The organism is Micromonospora sp. NPDC049107, assembly GCF_040648595.1.
In the GTDB taxonomy this organism is placed as follows: Bacteria; Actinomycetota; Actinomycetes; order Mycobacteriales; family Micromonosporaceae; genus Micromonospora.
This window is the reverse complement of record NZ_JBEZEC010000001.1, coordinates 984,859-1,002,260: the sequence shown is the minus strand read 5'-3', so window position 1 is coordinate 1,002,260 and position 17,402 is coordinate 984,859. Positions and strand designations below refer to the sequence as shown.

General features: G+C 70.4%; 17 protein-coding genes. 5 read left to right on the top strand and 12 right to left on the bottom strand.

Going from position 1 to position 17,402, the window contains the following annotated elements; translation table 11 throughout:
* Window positions 1–79: 79 nt before the first annotated feature.
* The 5 genes from AB0B55_RS04450 to rfbA form a co-directional block, all read right to left on the bottom strand.
* Entirely contained in the window at window positions 80–1,219 is a 1,140-nt protein-coding gene (locus AB0B55_RS04450; protein ID WP_357119234.1) for an oxalate decarboxylase family bicupin, read from the bottom strand.
* Window positions 1,220–1,449: 230 nt separating this feature from the next.
* Complete coding sequence (locus AB0B55_RS04445; RefSeq protein WP_357119237.1) at window positions 1,450–1,644, bottom strand: hypothetical protein; 195 nt, start codon at window positions 1,642–1,644, stop codon at window positions 1,450–1,452.
* A 67-nt stretch (window positions 1,645–1,711) separates the two neighbouring features.
* Window positions 1,712–3,070 carry a Pup--protein ligase gene (gene pafA, locus AB0B55_RS04440; RefSeq protein ID WP_234581936.1) on the bottom strand — a complete coding sequence of 453 codons (1,359 nt, stop codon included), beginning with the start codon at window positions 3,068–3,070 and terminating at the stop codon, window positions 1,712–1,714.
* 68 nt (window positions 3,071–3,138) lie between these two features.
* Window positions 3,139–3,762, bottom strand: a complete 624-nt coding sequence (gene rfbC, locus AB0B55_RS04435) for a dTDP-4-dehydrorhamnose 3,5-epimerase (protein ID WP_357170281.1) — start codon at window positions 3,760–3,762, stop codon at window positions 3,139–3,141.
* Window positions 3,759–4,637, bottom strand: a complete 879-nt coding sequence (rfbA, locus tag AB0B55_RS04430; RefSeq protein WP_357119244.1) for a glucose-1-phosphate thymidylyltransferase RfbA — start codon at window positions 4,635–4,637, stop codon at window positions 3,759–3,761. The genes rfbC and rfbA overlap by 4 nt, the downstream gene beginning before the upstream one ends.
* Before the next feature lie 87 nt (window positions 4,638–4,724).
* Between rfbA and rfbB the strand changes: the two genes are divergently transcribed.
* Genes rfbB through AB0B55_RS04405 form a run of 5 tightly spaced genes read left to right on the top strand, consistent with a single transcriptional unit; the run spans window position 4,725 to window position 8,973 of the window.
* Window positions 4,725–5,726, top strand: a complete 1,002-nt coding sequence (gene rfbB / locus AB0B55_RS04425) for a dTDP-glucose 4,6-dehydratase (RefSeq protein ID WP_357119247.1) — start codon at window positions 4,725–4,727, stop codon at window positions 5,724–5,726.
* Window positions 5,723–6,610 carry a dTDP-4-dehydrorhamnose reductase gene (rfbD, locus tag AB0B55_RS04420; protein WP_357119249.1) on the top strand — a complete coding sequence of 296 codons (888 nt, stop codon included), beginning with the start codon at window positions 5,723–5,725 and terminating at the stop codon, window positions 6,608–6,610. The genes rfbB and rfbD overlap by 4 nt, the downstream gene beginning before the upstream one ends.
* Complete coding sequence (locus AB0B55_RS04415) at window positions 6,607–6,978, top strand: DUF2304 domain-containing protein (protein ID WP_007459918.1); 372 nt, start codon at window positions 6,607–6,609, stop codon at window positions 6,976–6,978. Before rfbD ends, AB0B55_RS04415 begins: the two co-directional genes overlap by 4 nt.
* Window positions 6,971–7,672 carry a glycosyltransferase family 2 protein gene (locus tag AB0B55_RS04410; RefSeq protein WP_357119253.1) on the top strand — a complete coding sequence of 234 codons (702 nt, stop codon included), beginning with the start codon at window positions 6,971–6,973 and terminating at the stop codon, window positions 7,670–7,672. The genes AB0B55_RS04415 and AB0B55_RS04410 overlap by 8 nt, the downstream gene beginning before the upstream one ends.
* Window positions 7,669–8,973, top strand: a complete 1,305-nt coding sequence (locus AB0B55_RS04405) for a polysaccharide biosynthesis protein (protein WP_357170278.1) — start codon at window positions 7,669–7,671, stop codon at window positions 8,971–8,973. Before AB0B55_RS04410 ends, AB0B55_RS04405 begins: the two co-directional genes overlap by 4 nt.
* 185 nt (window positions 8,974–9,158) lie before the next feature.
* Here AB0B55_RS04405 and prcA read toward each other — a convergent pair whose 3' ends face one another.
* The 7 genes from prcA to arc all read right to left on the bottom strand — a co-directional run bounded on the left by prcA (window position 9,159) and on the right by arc (window position 17,357).
* The gene (gene prcA / locus AB0B55_RS04400) at window positions 9,159–9,989 is read right to left on the bottom strand and encodes a proteasome subunit alpha (RefSeq protein WP_355053023.1); all 831 of its coding nucleotides are present in this window, start codon (window positions 9,987–9,989) and stop codon (window positions 9,159–9,161) included.
* Between the two features lie 60 nt (window positions 9,990–10,049).
* On the bottom strand, window positions 10,050–10,889 hold the full coding sequence (gene prcB / locus AB0B55_RS04395; RefSeq protein WP_357119261.1) for a proteasome subunit beta: 840 nt from the start codon (window positions 10,887–10,889) through the stop codon (window positions 10,050–10,052).
* The gene (locus tag AB0B55_RS04390) at window positions 10,808–11,329 is read right to left on the bottom strand and encodes an endonuclease VII domain-containing protein (RefSeq protein ID WP_357119264.1); all 522 of its coding nucleotides are present in this window, start codon (window positions 11,327–11,329) and stop codon (window positions 10,808–10,810) included. Before AB0B55_RS04390 ends, prcB begins: the two co-directional genes overlap by 82 nt.
* A gap of 181 nt (window positions 11,330–11,510) precedes the next feature.
* Window positions 11,511–11,726 (bottom strand): ubiquitin-like protein Pup, encoded by a 216-nt coding sequence (locus AB0B55_RS04385; protein WP_088948111.1) that lies wholly within the window; start codon window positions 11,724–11,726, stop codon window positions 11,511–11,513.
* A gap of 105 nt (window positions 11,727–11,831) precedes the next feature.
* Window positions 11,832–13,349, bottom strand: a complete 1,518-nt coding sequence (gene dop / locus AB0B55_RS04380) for a depupylase/deamidase Dop (protein WP_357170275.1) — start codon at window positions 13,347–13,349, stop codon at window positions 11,832–11,834.
* A 125-nt stretch (window positions 13,350–13,474) separates the two neighbouring features.
* Complete coding sequence (locus tag AB0B55_RS04375) at window positions 13,475–15,442, bottom strand: hypothetical protein (RefSeq protein WP_357170272.1); 1,968 nt, start codon at window positions 15,440–15,442, stop codon at window positions 13,475–13,477.
* Between the two features lie 130 nt (window positions 15,443–15,572).
* The gene (arc, locus tag AB0B55_RS04370; RefSeq protein ID WP_357170269.1) at window positions 15,573–17,357 is read right to left on the bottom strand and encodes a proteasome ATPase; all 1,785 of its coding nucleotides are present in this window, start codon (window positions 17,355–17,357) and stop codon (window positions 15,573–15,575) included.
* Between the last annotated feature and the right edge of the window lie 45 nt (window positions 17,358–17,402).

Sequence of the window (17,402 nt, the reverse complement as noted above, 5' to 3'; positions counted from 1 at the left end):
CCGGTGATCAAGAGGTTTGCGTCAGAATCCGGCGCGATATTGACGCGAACCTCTTGATCACCGGGGGCAATCGGTGGGGTTAGCGGATCACGGGGCGTTGGTCTCGGGGTAGGGCCTCGATGAGTTCTCGGGGCAGATTGAGGGTGTCGGCGCTGACCTCGGGCGGGGTGTTCGCCATCCACTGGGTCAGCGAGACGGACTCGAACCGGGGCTTGCGGAACATCTCCAGGAACACCAGCGGCTCGGTGCCGAGGTTCTCGATGTAGTGGCCGTAGGCGAACGGCACGTACCCGACGTCACCGGCGCGCATGTCGAAGGTGCCGGCCACGCCCTGACTGGCGAACACGCCCATCCGACCGTGGCCAGACAGGTAGTACTGCCACTCGTCGTCGGTGGGGTGCCAGTGCAGTTCCCGCATCCCGCCCGGATCCACCTCGACCAGCGCGGCGCAGATCGTGGTGGCCGCGGCGAACTGGGTGACGTCGGCGATGCGGACCTGCCCGCCCGGGAACCGCTGCGGCTGCTGGGCGAGCAGCCGGTGACTGAGGCTGCGGGGCACGTCCCCGGTCGGGCTGACGACCCGGTCCTGGTCCAGCGGCGGCGGCACCTGCCCGGCGAAGATGTACTTTTCCCGCTCGGGGATCGAGTCGAGCTGATCGAGCCGCCACCCGAAGTTCTTGGCCAGCACCTCCTTCGGGGTGTGCGCGAAGAAGTCGCTGATCAGGAACGTGCCGTTCTCGGTGAACGCGCCGTCGTCGAAGACCAGCAGGAACTCCACACCCTCGTCGAGCGCCTGGATGTGGTGCGGCACCCCCTGCGGGAAGAACCACAGGTCGCCGGCGCGTACGTCGTCGAGGAAGTTGCGGCCCTCCTGGTCGACGGCGCTGATCCGGGCGCTGCCACGCGACACGTACGCCCACTCGGACTGCTTGTGCCAGTGCAGCTCCCGGTACCCGCCCGGTTCCAGCGCCATGTCCACGCCACTGAGCTCGGTGGCGATGGGCAACTCCCGTACGGTCACCTCCCGGGTCCATCCGCCGCGCTGCACCCGGGTGTGCGCGTCCGAGAAGGAGAACCGCAGGTTCGGCAGCGTGCCCGCGTCCGTGCTCGGTGGAGTCAACAGATCGGGGTTCTGCCGGTCGCGGACCACGTCGCGTGGCCCGGGGTCCACCCAGCCCCCACCGTCGCGTTCGGGCTGGGGCACCGTCGGGTCGTTCATGATCGCCTCCCGCGTCGTCGCGTCCTCGCGCCGCCGGCCCACTGGGCGGCAGGACGGCCCGCGACGGCGACGGCCAGCGGATACCCGGTGGGGCGACCCGGCCGGGCCAACCCCTGGCCCCGACGGGTCAGCACGTCCGACACCGCGCGGGGCAGCGATCACCGGACACCGTGCGCGACCGCGCGGGGCGGGGATCACCGGCACACCACGCGCGACCGCGCGGGGCGGGATCAGGAGAGGAAGATCAGGGCGAGCCAGCCGCCCACGATGAGCGCCAGCGCCACGGCCAGCACCCAGGTCGGCACGGTGTACTCGCCGCGCCGGTTGCGGTCGATCTCGGCGCGGATCTTCTCCCGCCGGCGCTCGACCCAGTTCTGCCGCGCGTCGCCGCGCTCGGAGGGGTCGGATGGTCCAGAAGTCGTCATGGCGCGCCCAGCCTACCGGTCGTGCCGGCCCCGTCGGCGTACACCACCGTCGGGGCCGGCGGACCCGTCACATGCTGGCGATCAGCCGCTCCACCCGCTCGTCGTACGCCCGGAACGGGTCCTTGCAGAGCACGGTGCGTTGCGCCTGGTCGTTGAGCTTCAGGTGCACCCAGTCGACGGTGAAGTCGCGCCGCTTCTCCTGGGCGTGCCGGATGAACTCGCCGCGCAGCCGCGCCCGGGTGGTCTGCGGCGGAGTCTCCTTCGCCTCGAAGATCTCCGGGTCGGTGGCCACCCGGTCCACCTCGCCGCGGCGCTCCAACAGCCCGTAGAGGCCCCGGCCACGGCGCACGTCGTGGTACGCCAGGTCCATCTGCGCCACCCGGGGGTGCGACAACGGCAGGTCGTGCTTGCGCTGGTACCGCTCGATCAGCCGCAGCTTGCTGACCCAGTCGATCTCCCGCGAGACCGGCTCCAGGTCACCGCTCTCCACCGCGTTGAGCACCCGGCCCCACAACTCGACCACCCGCTTGGCGGCCTGGTCGCCGCCGCGCCGCTCGACGAACTCGGTGGCCTTGGCCAGGTACTCCTGCTGGATGTCCAGCGCGCTCACCTCCTTGCCGGAGGCCAGGCGCACCTTGCGGCGGCCGGTGATGTCGTGCGACACCTCGCGGATCGCCCGGATCGGGTTCTCCAGCGACAGGTCCCGCATGACCACGCCGGCCTCGATCATCCGCAGCACGATGTCGGCCGTGCCGACCTTGAGCAGCGTGGTGACCTCGTTCATGTTCGAGTCACCGACGATGACGTGCAGGCGCCGGTAGCGCTCGGCGTCGGCGTGCGGCTCGTCGCGCGTGTTGATGATCGGGCGACTGCGGGTGGTCGCCGACGAGACGCCCTCCCAGATGTGCTCGGCCCGCTGCGAGAGGCAGTAGACCGCGCCGCGCGGGGTCTGCAGCACCTTGCCGGCCCCACAGATCAACTGCCGGGTCACCAGGAACGGGATGAGCACGTCGGCGAGCCGGCCGAACTCCCCGTGCCGGGAGACCAGGTAGTTCTCGTGGCAGCCGTACGAGTTGCCGGCCGAGTCGGTGTTGTTCTTGAACAGGTAGATCTCACCTGCGATGCCCTCGTCGTGCAGCCGCTTCTCCGCGTCGACGAGCAGCCCTTCCAGGATCCGCTCGCCGGCCCGGTCGTGGGCCACCAGGTCGGTCACCGAGTCGCACTCCGGTGTCGCGTACTCCGGGTGCGACCCGACGTCCAGGTAGAGACGGGCCCCATTGCGCAGGAACACGTTGCTCGACCGACCCCAGGACACGACGCGCCGGAACAGATACCGCGCGACCTCGTCCGGGGACAGCCTCCGCTGCCCGCGATAGGTGCAGGTGACGCCGTACTCGGTCTCGAGGCCGAAGATTCGCCGCTCCATGATGAGACATTAGCCGCCCGGAGGCCCGGTTCGTCACTGTCACACCACAGGTCGTGCCCGAGGGATGGTCACATAGCGGCTGAGTGCGACATTCCGTCCGGTCCGAGGCTGGCCACGAACCGCCGGCAGGCGTCGTACTCCGGAAGCAGGCCGCTCTCGCGGGCCTGCGCGAGGGTCGGCGCGGCGTCGTCGCGCGCGGACAGCAGCGCCGTGTCGGCGGGCCACTCGATGCCCAGTTCCTCGTCGAGCGGGTGCACCGCGTGCTCGCCGGTCGGGTTGTACGTGGCCGAGCAGAGGTAGCTCAGTGTCGCGTCGTCGGTCAGCGCGCAGAACCCGTGCCCCAGGCCCTCGCTGAGGTAGACGGCCCGCCGGTCGGTGTCGTCCAACCGGACGCCCTCCCAACGGCCGAAGGTCGGTGAGCCGACCCGCAGGTCGACGATCACGTCGAGGACCGCTCCGCGCACGCAGGTCACGTACTTCGCCTGCCCAGGAGGTACGTCGGCGAAGTGGATGCCGCGCACCACGCCGCGCGCGGAGACCGACAGGTTGGCCTGGGCGAGGCGCAGCGGGTGCCCCACCGCCTCGGCGAGCTTGTCGAAGCGGTACCACTCCATGAACATGCCGCGCGGGTCGCCGTGCTGCTGGGGGCTGATCTCCCAGGCGCCCTCGATGCTCAGCTCGCGGATCTTCACCAGGACACCCCGTTGCCGTCCAGCAGGCCGAGCAGGTAGTCGCCGTACCCGCTCTTGGTCAGCGGCGCGGCCAGCGCACGCAGCTGGTCGTCGTCGATCAGGCCGGCCCGCCAGGCCACCTCCTCGACACAACCGATCTTGAGGCCCTGCCGCTCCTCGACCACCCGGACGAACTCGGCGGCCTGCATCATTGAGGTGAACGTGCCGGTGTCCAGCCACGCGGTGCCGCGATCGAGCACCGTCACCGACAGCTCGCCGGTCTCCCGGTACACCTCGTTGACGGCGGTGATCTCCAGCTCGCCGCGAGCGCTCGGGGTGAGCTTGCGGGCGATGTCGACCACCCGATTGTCGTAGAAGTACAGGCCGGGTACCGCGTAGCGGGACTTCGGCCGCGCCGGCTTCTCCTCGATCGAGAGCACCCGGCCGTCGGCGTCGAAGTCGACCACGCCGTACTCCTGGGGGTTGGCGACCTGGTAGGCGAAGACCCGGCCGCCGACAGGGTCACCGTGGTCGGCGAGCTGCCGTCCCAGCCCCACGCCGTGGAAGATGTTGTCGCCGAGGATCAGCGCCACCGACTCGTCGCCGATGAAGTCCGCGCCGAGGATGAACGCCTGCGCGATGCCCTCCGGGCGCGCCTGGGCGGCGTACTCCAGCCGCAGCCCGAACTGGCTGCCGTCGCCGAGCAGCCGGCGGAACTGGTCCTGGTCCTCCGGTGTCGTGATCACCAGGATCTCCCGGACCCCGGACATCACCAGAGTAGAGAGCGGATAGTAGATCATCGGTTTGTCGAAGACCGGCATCAGTTGCTTGGACACCGCGCGGGTGATCGGCCACAGTCGGGATCCGGTACCGCCGGCAAGGAGGATTCCACGCACCGGCGAAGCCTACCGGCACGGCTACGGAACGTGCGTGGGGGTCGCGTCCCACGTCCGCCGACGAACGTCGCGTACACTTCCGAACCCGTGAGGATCCTCGTCACCGGCGGAGCCGGATTCATCGGGTCGGAGTACGTTCGACTGTTGCTGGGCAAGCCCCTGGGCAACGCTGAGGGCGTACCCCCGCTCGAACCGGCGGTCGTGACCGTGCTCGACAAGTTGACCTACTCGGGCAACCGGGCCAACCTCGACCCGGTCCGCGACGACCCTCGCCTGCGGTTCGTGCAGGGTGACATCTGCGACCCGGTCGTGGTCGACGAGGTCGTCGCCGACCACGACGTGATCGTGCACTTCGCCGCCGAGTCGCACGTCGACCGCTCGATCGCCGGCGCCGCGCCGTTCGTCACCACCAACGTGCTGGGCACCCAGACGCTGCTCGACGCGGCGCTACGCCACGGCACCGGCCGGTTCGTGCACGTCTCCACCGACGAGGTGTACGGCTCCATCGACGAGGGTTCCTGGACCGAGACCTGGCCCCTCGCCCCGAACTCCCCGTACTCGGCGTCCAAGGCCGGCTCCGACCTGCTCGCCCTGGCCTACCACCGCACCCACGGCATGGACGTGGTCGTCACCCGCTGCTCCAACAACTACGGTCCGTACCAGTTCCCGGAGAAGGTCATCCCGCTGTTCGTGACCAACCTGCTCGACGGCGGGACGGTTCCGCTGTACGGCGACGGCGGCAACATCCGCGACTGGCTGCACGTGCACGACCACTGCCGGGGCATCGCGCTGGTCCAGCAGAAGGGTCGCGCCGGCGAGGTCTACAACATCGGCGGCGGCACCGAGCTGACCAACAAGGAGCTGACCGGCCGGCTGCTGGACGCCTGCGGCGCTGACTGGGACCGCGTCGTGCCCGTCGCCGACCGCAAGGGCCACGACCGCCGGTACTCCCTCGACATCAGCAAGATCAGCGAAGAGCTGGGCTACCAGCCCAGCGTCACCCTCGACGACGGCCTCGCCGAAACCGTGCGCTGGTACCAGGAGAACCGGGCCTGGTGGGAGCCGCTGAAGTCGGCCCCCACCGCATGACCCGACTACTCGTCACCGGCGCCGGAGGGATGCTCGGCCGGGACCTGGTCACCGTCCTGGAGACCCGGCCCGACCTGAAGGTCACCGCCGCCGCCCGTACCGACCTGGACATCACCGACCCCGCTGCGGTCCGCACCGCCGTCGCCGGACACGACGTCGTGATCAACGCCGCCGCGTGGACCAACGTCGACGGCGCGGAAGCCGACGAGACGGCGGCCACCGCCGTCAACGGCCACGGCGTGGCGAACCTCGCGGCGGCGTGCGCCACCAGCGGCACCCGGTTAGTTCAGGTCTCCACCGACTACGTCCTCGCCGGCGACGCCGACTCCCCCTACCCGGAGGACGCGCCGACCGCGCCCGTCAACGCGTACGGGCGCGGCAAGCTGGTCGGCGAGCAGGCCGTCGCCCGCCTGCTGCCGGACACCGGGTACGTCGTCCGCACCGCGTGGCTGTACGGCGCGCACGGGCCGAACTTCGTGGCGACCATGCTGCGGCTGGCCGGCCAACGCGAGCACCTCGACGTGGTCGACGACCAGCACGGGCAGCCCACCTGGTCGTACCGTCTCGCCGAGCGACTGGTCGCGCTCGCCGACGCCGCCCTGGACGGTCGCGCCGCTCCCGGCGTCTACCACGGCACCTGCGCCGGCCAGACCACCTGGTACGGGCTGGCCCGTGCCGCGTTCACCCTGGCCGGTCTGGACCCGGACCGGATCCGACCCACCACGAGCGACAGGTATCCTCGTCCCGCCCCCCGTCCGGCGTACAGTGTGCTAGGGCACAGCCGCTGGGCGGCCGCGGGTCTGCCGCCGCTTCCGGATTGGCATTCCACCCTGGTTGACGCGTTCCACTCCCCCGCTCCACCCGCCCCGTGGAAGGTCGCATGAAGCTCACCCTCGTCACCGGCCTGACCGGCCTGATACTGCTGGCCACGATCGTCGAGCTGCTGCGTCGCCGGCAGCTCCGCGAGAAGTACGGCATGCTCTGGCTCTGCGTCCTGGTGATCGTCATTCCCCTGTCGCTCTTCCCCCGCCTGCTGGACAACGTCGCCGAGCTGCTCGGCGTCCAGTCCGGCGTGAGCCTCGTGCTCTTCCTCGGCATCGTCTTCCTGCTGCTGGTCTGCGTGCACCTCAGCTGGGAGGTCAGCGCCCTGGAGGAAGAGACCCGGACCCTGGCAGAAGACTTCGCCCTGCTCCGCGCCGAGATCGACGCGGACCGGGCGGCCCGAGACGAACTGGTGTCGCACGATGGTTAACGGCAAGCGGGTCCTGATCATCATCCCCGCGCTCAACGAGTCCGGCTCCATCGCCGACGTCGTCGGCGAGGTCCGCGGCGAACTGCCCGGCGTCGACGTGCTCGTGGTCGACGACGGCTCCACCGACCGCACCGCCGCCGTCGCCTCCGCCGCCGGCGCCCGGGTCGCGAAACTCCCGTACAACCTCGGTGTCGGCGGCGCCATGCGGGTGGGGTACCGGTACGCCCGCGATCACGACTACGACGTGGCCATCCAGATCGACGCGGACGGCCAGCACGACCCGCGGTACGTGCCCAAGCTCGTCGACCTGCTCGACGAGACCGACCTGGTGATCGGCGCCCGGTTCGCCGGCGAGGGCGACTACAACGTCCGCGGCCCCCGCCGCTGGGCCATGGTCATGCTCTCCGGCGTGCTGTCCCGCGTCGCCCGCACCAAGCTCACCGACACCACCTCCGGGTTCCGGGCCGCCAACCGCCGGGTGATCGACATGTTCGCCACCTGGTACCCCGTGGAATACCTGGGTGACACGGTCGAGACGCTCGTGCACACCGCCCGGCGGGGCTACACCATCCGCCAGGTGCCGGTGGCGATGCGCAAGCGGATGGCCGGCACCCCCAGCCACTCCCCGGCCAAGGCCATGATCTACCTCGGTCGGGCCTTCGCCGTCCTCACGTTGGCGCTCATTCGCCGGTGATCCGGCGACTGCTGAGTCTGGTCCCACCGGGCACCGTCGCCGTCGGCGCCGGCCTGGCCCTGCTGGGGCTCGCCTCCTACGTCCACCTGGCCGTCGCCGGGCACAGCCTCACCGCGGCCGACTACTCGTCGCTCGCGGCGCTCTGGACGATCGTCTTCACCTTCGGCATCGGCCTGTTCATGCCCGTCGAACAGGAGGTCGCCCGGCTCGTCGCCGGCCGGCGCAGCCAGGGCCTACCCCCAGGACCGGTACTGGCCCGAGGGGCGGCCCTGGCCGCCGGTCTGCTCGCCGCCGTGGTCGCGCTGATCATCGCCGCCCGCGGGCCGCTCACCGACCGGTTCTTCGCTGGCGACGGCACCATGGTCGCCGTCCTGATCGGGTCCCTCGCCGCGCTCGCCGTCGCGCACACCACTCGCGGCGTGCTCTCCGGCCTGCAACTGTTCCCCTGGTACGGCACCCAACTCGGCGTTGACGGCGGCCTGCGCATCGCCCTCGTCGCCCTGCTCGGCCTGACCGGCGTCACCTCCCCCGTCTGGTTCGGCGCGGTGCTGATCGCCGCCCCGCTGATCGGCGTGGCGATCACCGCCCCACCCGTGCTCCGGGCCGTCGGCGGCGGCGTCCCCGTCGCCTGGGCCGCGTTCCTGCGCGGCCTCGGCCTGCTCATCACGTCCAGCCTGCTCTCCCAGGTCGTCGTCAACATCGGCGTGATCAACGTGAAGGTGCTGGACCCCTCCGACGTGGCCACCGCCGGCGCGCTGCTCTCCGCGCTGGTGCTCGTCCGGATCCCACTGTTCGTCTTCGCCTCGCTCCAGGCGTCCCTGCTACCCGGCCTCGCCACCTCCGCCGCGACCGGCGACCGTACGGCCTTCAACAGCCTCCTGCGGCGGGCCCTGGGCATCGTCACCGCGCTCGGCCTCACCGGGGCTGTGCTCGCCGTCCTGCTCGGCCCGTGGCTGGTGCGGACCCTCTTCGACGCGCCCGACGTGCTCGGCCACGGTGACTTCGCCTGGCTCGCCGTGGCCACCCTCGCCTACCTCTGGGCGATGGTCCTCGGTCAGGCGCTGCTCGCCCTCGACCGGCACCGGGCCCAGGCCGTCGCCTGGGCCGTGGGCGTGGCCGCGCTGGTCGCCGCCACCCTCGCGCCGGTGGCCACCGCGCTGCGGGTCGAACTCGGCTACGCCATCGGCTCCGTCGTGGTCGCCGCCACCATGGCCGCCCTGCTGCGCGGCACCCGATCCCCCGCGCCGGCCCCCACCCCCACCCACGAAGCCGCCGCACCCGAAGTAACCACCGCCCCCTGACCCACCACCCCAGCCCAGCCCGGCCCACTCCGGCCCGGCGATCTTGCAGTTTCTGTCGCGACCAATCGTCATCAAACTGACTTTTCGTCAACCGAAAGTGCAAGATCGGCGGGCTGGAGCGGGGCGGGGAACGCGTACGGCGGGCGGCCCGGAAACCGGGCCGCCCGCCGTGTGCGCGTACGGAACTACTTGCCGTCCGCCGGCTTGTCCTCCAGGTCGGCCGAGCCCGCCGACGTCGTCGGCTTGTGCGCCTCCGTGGTCGGCTGCGCCGGCGTGTCCGGCCCACCCGCCTCGGCCGGCTCCTCCGCCGCCGCGACATCACCGTCGAGCAGCGCCGTCAGCGCCGCCCCCGTGATCCGCCGGAACGTACGCCCCACCCGCTGACGGTCCAGCACCGCCACCTCGAGCTGGTTCGCGGCGATCGTACGGGCCGCGCCACCCTCACCGCCGACGGTGCTCAACGCCTGCACCGCCACCCGGACGGCCTCACCGAGGGACATGTCCGCCCGGTGCTGCGACTTCAACACACCGGTGATCGCCTCGGCCTGGCCGCCCATCGCCATCCGGCCCGGCTCGTCGTTGACCGACCCGTCGTACGTGAGCCGGTACAGCTCGTCGTCGTCCGGGGTCGCCCCGACCTCCGCCACACAGATCTCCACCTCGAAGGGCTTCGACTGCTCGGTGAAGATCGCGCCGAGCGTCTGCGCGAACGCGTTGGCGAGGGCGCGTCCGGTCACGTCACGCCGGTCGTAGCTGAGGCCGTTCAGGTCGGCCATCCGCACACCCGCGCGGCGCAGGTTCTCGAACTCGTTGTACCGGCCGACCGCGGCGAAGCCGATCCGGTCATAGATCTCACTGACCTTGTGCAGGGCGCTGGAGAGGTTCTCCGCGACGAAGAGCACCCCGCCGGAGTAGCTCAGGACCACCGCGCTGCGACCCCGGGCGATGCCCTTGCGGGCCAGCTCGGAGCGGTCGCGCATGATCTGTTCGGGCGAGGCGTAGAACTGCATGGCCACGGCGGCGGTTCTCCTTACGGCGCTTGCTGACGACTGCTGACTGGTGGGGGTGGACGGCGCTCAGCCGCCCGGATTCTCCATCCGACCGGCGACCACACCCTCGGCGATCGCCGCCGTCTCGGTGTCGGTCAACCGGCGGGTGCCCTCGGCGGTAGCGGTCATCACCACCGGATAGATCCGGCGGGTCAGGTCCGGTCCGCCGGTCGCGGTGTCGTCGTCGGCCGCGTCGTAGAGCGCCTCGACCGCGAGCCGGGTCGCGTCCTCGAGAGACACGCCGGTCCGGAAACGCTTCTTGAGCGCCGACTTGGCGAAGAGCGAGCCGGAGCCGATGGCGTCGTACCCGGTCTCCTCGTACGGGCCACCGGTCACGTCGAAGCTGAAGATCCGCCCGGCGCGCGCCGGGTCGCTGGCGGCCAGGTCGAAGCCCGCGAACAGCGGGACCACGGCGAGGCCCTGCATGGCCGCGCCCAGGTTGCCCCGGATCATCGACGCCAACCGGTTGGCCTTGCCGTCGAGCGAGAGCATCGCGCCCTCGATCTTCTCGTAGTGCTCCAGTTCCACCTGGAACAGTCGCATCAGCTCGATGCCGATGCCCGCCGTGCCCGCGATCCCGACCAGCGAGTACGCGTCGGCGGGGTGCACCTTCTCGATGTCGCGCTGGGCGATCAGGTTGCCCATGGTGGCCCGTCGGTCGCCGGCCATCACCACGCCACCGGCGGCCGAGATGGCCACGATGGTGGTCGCGTGCGGCGCCAGGTCGGCGGCCATGCCCGGTGGGAGCGGCCGACGACCGGGCAGCATCTCGGGGGCCACCCGGCTCAGAAACGTGGTGAAGGAGGACGTCCCCGCGTTGGTGAACACATCTGGTAGACGCCCGGATGGATCAAAGCCCGCTGCCACGTGGTTCCTCTCAGGTACGTGATCGCCCTGGCCAGCCTCGTAGGACTGTCACGGAACTGGCCAAGACCACCGTTGCAGTTGAAGCAGAGTATCCCGCGCACCCATCCGGTGCGATGATCGTGGTCCAGATGTTGCGGGTCCGCGCCGCCACAGATCGCGCAGACCCCGTCCTGCTCGGCCAGGAGCTCCTGAAACTCCTTCTCCCCGATGCCGTAGCGCCGCTGGAGGTGGTACTCGCGACTGCCGCCATGCAGTCGGAGCCTGCTCTCCTTGCCCTTCTCGTTGTGGCAGGGCTTGCAGTATCGGCCGTAGCCGCTGCGGGCGGAGCGGTTACGCGGAAAGTCATCCAGGGGCTTTGTGACATCGCAGTCAGGGCACCTTCGATGCCCTTCCGGCACCGCGGGCAACTGCCGCACATCCCTGCCCTGCTGCTCCTTCACGCGCTTGGCATAGCTCGCCTTGGATCGAGCGTTGAAGCAGGGCTTGCAGTAGCTACCCCGACCCTCCGGCCGCTTGCTGTTCGCGCAGAATTGATCAAGGGGGAGCCACTCACCGCAGTCGCGGCAGCGGCGGTGGCCATCTTGGTCATTCAGAGGCATATCCGTTTTGCCCGGCTATGCCCTATTCGCCCCCTTTCTGTACATAGCCCCTCACAAATTCTTCTGCGTTTTCCTCCAGGACGGAGTCGATCTCGTCGAGCAGGTCGTCGACGTCCTCGGTGATCTCGGCGTGCCGCTCGGCCACCTCGGGGTTGGCCTCGGTGGTGACGTCCTCGATTTCCTCGCCCTGGCGGGACTTGCCGGACTGCGACTGGCCGCCGCTGTCATGAGTGGCCATTGCTGCCTCCTCCACGATCGTCTGCGATGAACTTACCTCGCCAGGACGACGAAAAGCCCGCCGCGCGCCGGCTTGCGGCACACGGCGGGCATTCGGTTGGCGCGTTCAGCCGCCGGTCAGCGTCTCCAGCAGGTCCTTGGCGCTGGCGCAGCGGTCGAACAGGGCTCCGACGTGGGCGCGGGTGCCCCGCTCCGGCTCCATCATCGGTACCCGGACCAGCGACTCCCGGCCCACGTCGAAGATCACCGAGTCCCAGCTCGCGGCGACCACCTCGGAGGCGTACTGCGCGAGGCAGCGGCCCCGGAAGTAGGCCCGGGTGTCCTCCGGTGGCTCGGTCATCGCGCTGCGGACCTCCTCGTCGGTGAGCAGCGTCTTCATCGCCCCACGGGAGACGAGCCGGTTGTAGAGGCCCTTCTCCGGGCGTACGTCGGAGTACTGCAGGTCGACGAGCTGGAGCTTGTGGGAGCCCCAGCCGAGCTTCTCCCGCTCCCGGTAGCCCTCCAGCAGCCGCAGCTTGGCCACCCAGTCCAACTCGTCCACGCAGAGCATCGGGTCGCGACCGAGCCGGTCCAGGACGCCCTCCCACCGGTCCAGCACGTCGGCGGTCTGCTCGTCGACGTCGGCGCCGTAGCGGTCGTCGACAAAGGACCGGACCCGTTCGAGGTACGCCCACTGCACGTCCAGGGCGGTCAGCCGGCGGCCGTCGCGCAACCGCATGAGGTGCGTGAGGGACGGGTCGTGGCTGACCGCGCGCAGTTCGCTGACCGGGTCGGCGATGCCGAGGTCGGCGCCGAGCGCCTTCTCCTCGATCATGGTGAGGATCAGCGCGGTGGTGCCCACCTTGAGGTAGGTGGAGATCTCGGAGAGGTTGGCGTCGCCGATGATGACGTGCAGCCGGCGGTACTTGTCGGCGTCGGCGTGCGGCTCGTCGCGGGTGTTGATGATCGGGCGTTTGAGGGTGGTCTCGAGGCCGACCTCGACCTCGAAGAAGTCGGCGCGCTGGGAGATCTGGAAGCCGCTCTGCCCGCCGTCCTGTCCGATGCCGACGCGGCCGGCGCCGCAGACGATCTGGCGGGTCACGAAGAAGGGCGTCAGGTACGCCACGATGTCGGCGAACGGGGTCTGCCGGCGCATCAGGTAGTTCTCGTGGGCGCCGTAGCTCGCGCCCTTGTTGTCGGTGTTGTTCTTGTAGAGGTGGATGGGCTGGCTGCCGGGGATGGTGGCGGCGCGGCGGGACGCCTCGGCCATCACCCGCTCGCCGGCCTTGTCCCAGCGCACGATGTCGCGGGGGGTGGTGACCTCGGGGGTGGAGTATTCGGGGTGCGCGTGGTCCACGTAGAGGCGTGCGCCATTGGTGAGTATCACGTTGGCCAGGCCCAGGTCCTCGTCGGCGAGGGCCTCGGCGGGGTCGTAGGCGGCACCGGAGTAGGTGAAGCCGCGGGCGTCGCGCAGCGGCGACTCCTCTTCGTAGTCCCAGCGGGCGCGACCGCCCCGGTTGAGTTCGGGCCGGGCCCCGTAGGCGTTGACCACCTGGGACGAGGTGACCATCGGGTTGGCTCCGGCCTGGCCGGGCACGGAGATGCCGTACTCGACCTCGGTGCCCATGATCCGTCTTACGCTCATCGACCTACCCGCTTCGCTCGCCCGACCCGGTCCCCGTCATGTCGAGCGTAGTCCGACTGTTCGGGGTCGGGGGCGCGCCGGTGCGGGCGGGTCACGGGTGTCGCCCCGCGTCCCGCCCGCCGCGTTCAGTACTTGATGGTCATTGGAACGGTGGTGACCCGGCCGCGTAGATCCGGGTACTTGGTCAGCAGCTTGTCGACGCGTCGTTGCGCGACCGGGTCGCTGATCAGCAGACGGAGTGGGCCTCGGGTCGTACGCAGCATCATCCGGGTGCGCTCGGGCTCCTCGAACAACGTCGGCACATAGATCGCCTTTTCGGTCCGCCCGCTGGTGCCCTGCAGGGCGGAGAGACAGATCGACTCGACGTAACCGCGGTAGCCGGTCCGGTCGAGCACCACGGTGACGGTGCCCGGCTGCTCGGGGTAGCGGCGGTAGGCCGCGGCGCACACCTGGGCGAACCGCACCGGGTTGTCGACGTCGTGGTCGATCCAGCTCTGCGCCCAGTTCTGCTTGTCGACCACGAGCAGGCTGTGCCGCCAGCCGGTGAGCCCGCAGAGGACCACCACGGTGAGCACGGCCAGGGCGGCGGCAAGGGCGGAGACGGCGGCGCCGCGGGCACGGCGGCGGACCGCGCCGCCGGACGGGACGGGCAGCAGCACGACGAGGGCGGCGACGCCGACGAACAGGCCGACGGTGGCGAGGTGCACGCCCTTCATGAAGTAGTAGGCGGGCTGGATGCCGGTGAGGACGTTGGCCAGGGCGATGGCGAGGGCGAAGGCGACGGCTACCGCGATGGCGGCGAGGTGTCGGCGCCAGGCCCGGTCGGCGCGGCGGGCCTGGATCACGAGGCCGATCAGGACGATCGGGGTGAGGCCGAGCAGCGCCCGCCACGCCTCGGCGATCTCCGGGCCGGCCTTGGCGTCGAGGGCCTCGGTCTGGCCTGCGGCGAAGATCCCCAGCAGCATGGGCAGCGGCGCGAGCAGGGCGGTGACCAGGCCGACGGCGAGCACGGTCCGGCGGATGCGGAGCAACTCCCGGCGGTGCGCGATCAGCCAACCGAGCACCAGCAGCCCGGCCGGGGGGAGGAACAGGTAGTAGGTGAAGCCGATACCGATGAGCAGGGCGCCGAGCAGAACGAGTTGTTCCCGGTTGCCGGCGAGCGGGCGTACGACGAGTGCGGTCACCGCGACGGCGAGCGCGAGCCCCAGCGCCTCGCTGGGGTAGCCGGCGATCAGCAGCCGGGGCAGCTGGCTGCCGAGGACGAGGGCGCCCACGACGACGGTCAGGACGACCCGGTGCAGCGGGTGCAGGGGGCCGGGAAGCCGTTGGGCGGCCCAGAAGAGGGTGAGCGCGAGCAGGCCGAAGGTGGCGAGACACCACCACCCGTAGTGGCTGAGGCTGCTCGCGCCGCTCGGGGTGCCGGTGGCGGAGCGCAGGTGCGCGTCGAGCACGGCGGCGTTGAGGTGCCAGCCCTGCGGGTAGCGGACGAGCAGGGAGACGATGTCCTCGCGGGCGGCGGCGGGGTCGAGGAAGACGTACCCGCCGAGCCGTCCGATGGCGTCGACGAGGGCGACGTGGCGGAAGTTGTCCTCGCCGAGGGCGAGCAGGCTGAGACGGCCGGCGAGGCGGCCGGCCCGCAGCCAGGGCGACGCGAAATAGCCGACGATGGCGACGGTGGCGACGACGGGCAGCAGGTCGGTCCAGCCGGGCCGGGGCAGGGTGGGGCGTCGGCCGGTCGCCGCGGCGATGAGGGCGAGGACGGTGAGCGCGGTACCGCTGACCGCGACGGGGTGCAGCCCCCAGGGCCAGAGGGTGAAGAGCAGCCCGGCGGCGGTGGTGACGCCGACGAGCAGCAGCATGGCGAGCACGAGCCGGTCGAGCAGGGTGCGGCCGCCGCGGAGCAGGCTGGCCGTGGCCAGCAGCACCAGCGGGGGCAGCAGCCAGGCCAGGTGCAGGGGGTACGCCACCGCGGGTACCAGCCAGGCGACCGCCAGCGCGACGAGCAGCGCGCGGTACGGGCGGGCGGGGGGCGGGGTCCGCTGGTCGACCGCAGGGCGTGCCGGCGGGTCGGTGACGGTGAGTTCGGACGGCACGCGGATCCTCGACGTTTCGCAGGGTTGGAAGCGCCACAGCGTACCGGTTCGGGTGGGCGGGCGTGGGCCGGTGTGACGAGCGGGGCCCGGGGCGCGTCGCGTCCCGGGCCCCGCTGGTGTCAGCGCCTGCCTACAGGTACTGGCCGGTGTTGCTGGCGGTCTCGATGGACCGGCCGGCCTCGGTGCCCTTGCCGCCGGAGACGAGCGTACGGATGTAGACGATCCGTTCGCCCTTCTTGCCGGAGATGCGGGCCCAGTCGTCGGGGTTGGTGGTGTTGGGCAGGTCCTCGTTCTCGCGGAACTCGTCGACGCAGGCGTCGAGGAGGTGCTGCAGGCGTAGGCCCTTGCGACCGGAGGTGAGGAATTCCTTGATGGCCATCTTCTTGCTCCGGTCGACGATGTTCTGGATCATCGCGCCGGAGTTGAAGTCCTTGAAGTAGAGGACTTCCTTGTCACCGTTGGCGTAGGTGACCTCGAGGAAGCGGTTCTCCTCGGTCTCCGAGTACATCCGCAGAACGACGGCGTCGATCATCGCGGCCACCGTGGCCTGCGCGTCGGTGCCGTGTTCGGCGAGGTCGTCCGGGTGCAGTGGCAGCCCGGAGAGGATGTACTTGGAGAAGATGTCCTTGGCCGCCTCGGCGTCCGGCCGCTCGATCTTGATCTTCACGTCGAGCCGGCCCGGGCGCAGGATCGCCGGGTCGATCATGTCTTCCCGGTTGGAGGCGCCGATGACGATGACGTTCTCCAGCCCCTCCACGCCGTCGATCTCGCTGAGCAGCTGCGGGACGATGGTGTTCTCCACGTCGGACGAGACGCCGGAGCCACGGGTCCGGAAGATCGAGTCCATCTCGTCGAAGAACACGATCACCGGCGTGCCCTCACCGGCCTTCTCCCGAGCCCGCTGGAAGATCAGCCGGATGTGCCGCTCGGTCTCGCCGACGTACTTGTTGAGCAGCTCCGGGCCCTTGATGTTCAGGAAGAAGCTGGTGTGCTTCTCCTTGCCCTGCCGCTCGGCGATCTTCTTGGCCAGGGAGTTGGCCACCGCCTTGGCGATCAGCGTCTTGCCGCAGCCGGGCGGTCCATAGAGCAGGATGCCCTTGGGCGGGCGGAGCTGGTGCTCACGGAACAGGTCCGCGTGCAGGAACGGCAGCTCCACCGCGTCGCGGATCTGCTCGATCTGGGACTGGAGGCCACCGATGTCGGAGTAGTCGACGTCCGGCACCTCCTCCAGGACCAGCTCCTCGACCTCGCTCTTCGGAATCCGCTCGTACGCGTACGCCGAGCGGGGCTCGATCATGAGCGAGTCGCCGGCCCGGATCGCCGAGCCGATGAGCGTCTCGGCGAGGTGCACGATGCGCTCCTCGTCGGAGTGGGAGACCACCAGCGCCCGGTCGCCCGGACCGCCGTTCGGCCCCTCCAGGATCTCCTTGAGCATCACCACCTCGCCGACCCGCTCGTACCCGAACGCGTCGACGATGTTGAGCGCGTCGTTGAGCAGGACCTCCTGGCCGCGCCGCAGCTCGGCCACGTCCAGCGAGGGCGAGACGGCGACCCGCAGTTTGCGGCCGCCGGTGAACACGTCCACGGTGCCGTCGTCGTGCTTGGCCAGGAAGACTCCGTAGCCACTTGGCGGCTGTGCGAGCCGGTCGATCTCCTCCTTGAGCGTGACGATCTGCGTGCGAGCTTCCTTGAGGGTGCTCACCAGCCGGTCGTTGTTCTCGGTCAGCCGCGCCAACTGTGCCTGGGTGGCCGCCAGCCGCTCTTCGAGCTGCCGGACGTGTCGGGGGCTTTCGGTCAACTTGCGCCGCACCAGGGCGAGTTCCTCCTGAAGGAACGCGACCTGCGTGGAGAGATCGTGGGCTTCCTTCTCCCACCGTGCGGCGCGCGAGTCCGCGTCGTCGCTGCGTGCTGCCACGTCCCACCTCCCCGGGGGGCTTGAACGTTCTGAGCTAACACTAGC

What these genes read in the sequence shown, in the direction of transcription:
- rfbD (WP_357119249.1), top strand. Translation starts at nt 5,723, where the DNA reads ATGACCCGACTACTCGTCACCGGCGCCGGAGGGATGCTCGGCCGGGAC.
- pafA (WP_234581936.1), bottom strand. Translation starts at nt 3,070, where the DNA reads ATGGAGCGGCGAATCTTCGGCCTCGAGACCGAGTACGGCGTCACCTGC.
- AB0B55_RS04385 (WP_088948111.1), bottom strand. Translation starts at nt 11,726, where the DNA reads ATGGCCACTCATGACAGCGGCGGCCAGTCGCAGTCCGGCAAGTCCCGC.
- dop (WP_357170275.1), bottom strand. Translation starts at nt 13,349, where the DNA reads ATGAGCGTAAGACGGATCATGGGCACCGAGGTCGAGTACGGCATCTCC.
- AB0B55_RS04450 (WP_357119234.1), bottom strand. Translation starts at nt 1,219, where the DNA reads ATGAACGACCCGACGGTGCCCCAGCCCGAACGCGACGGTGGGGGCTGG.
- AB0B55_RS04445 (WP_357119237.1), bottom strand. Translation starts at nt 1,644, where the DNA reads ATGACGACTTCTGGACCATCCGACCCCTCCGAGCGCGGCGACGCGCGG.
- AB0B55_RS04415 (WP_007459918.1), top strand. Translation starts at nt 6,607, where the DNA reads ATGAAGCTCACCCTCGTCACCGGCCTGACCGGCCTGATACTGCTGGCC.
- AB0B55_RS04410 (WP_357119253.1), top strand. Translation starts at nt 6,971, where the DNA reads ATGGTTAACGGCAAGCGGGTCCTGATCATCATCCCCGCGCTCAACGAG.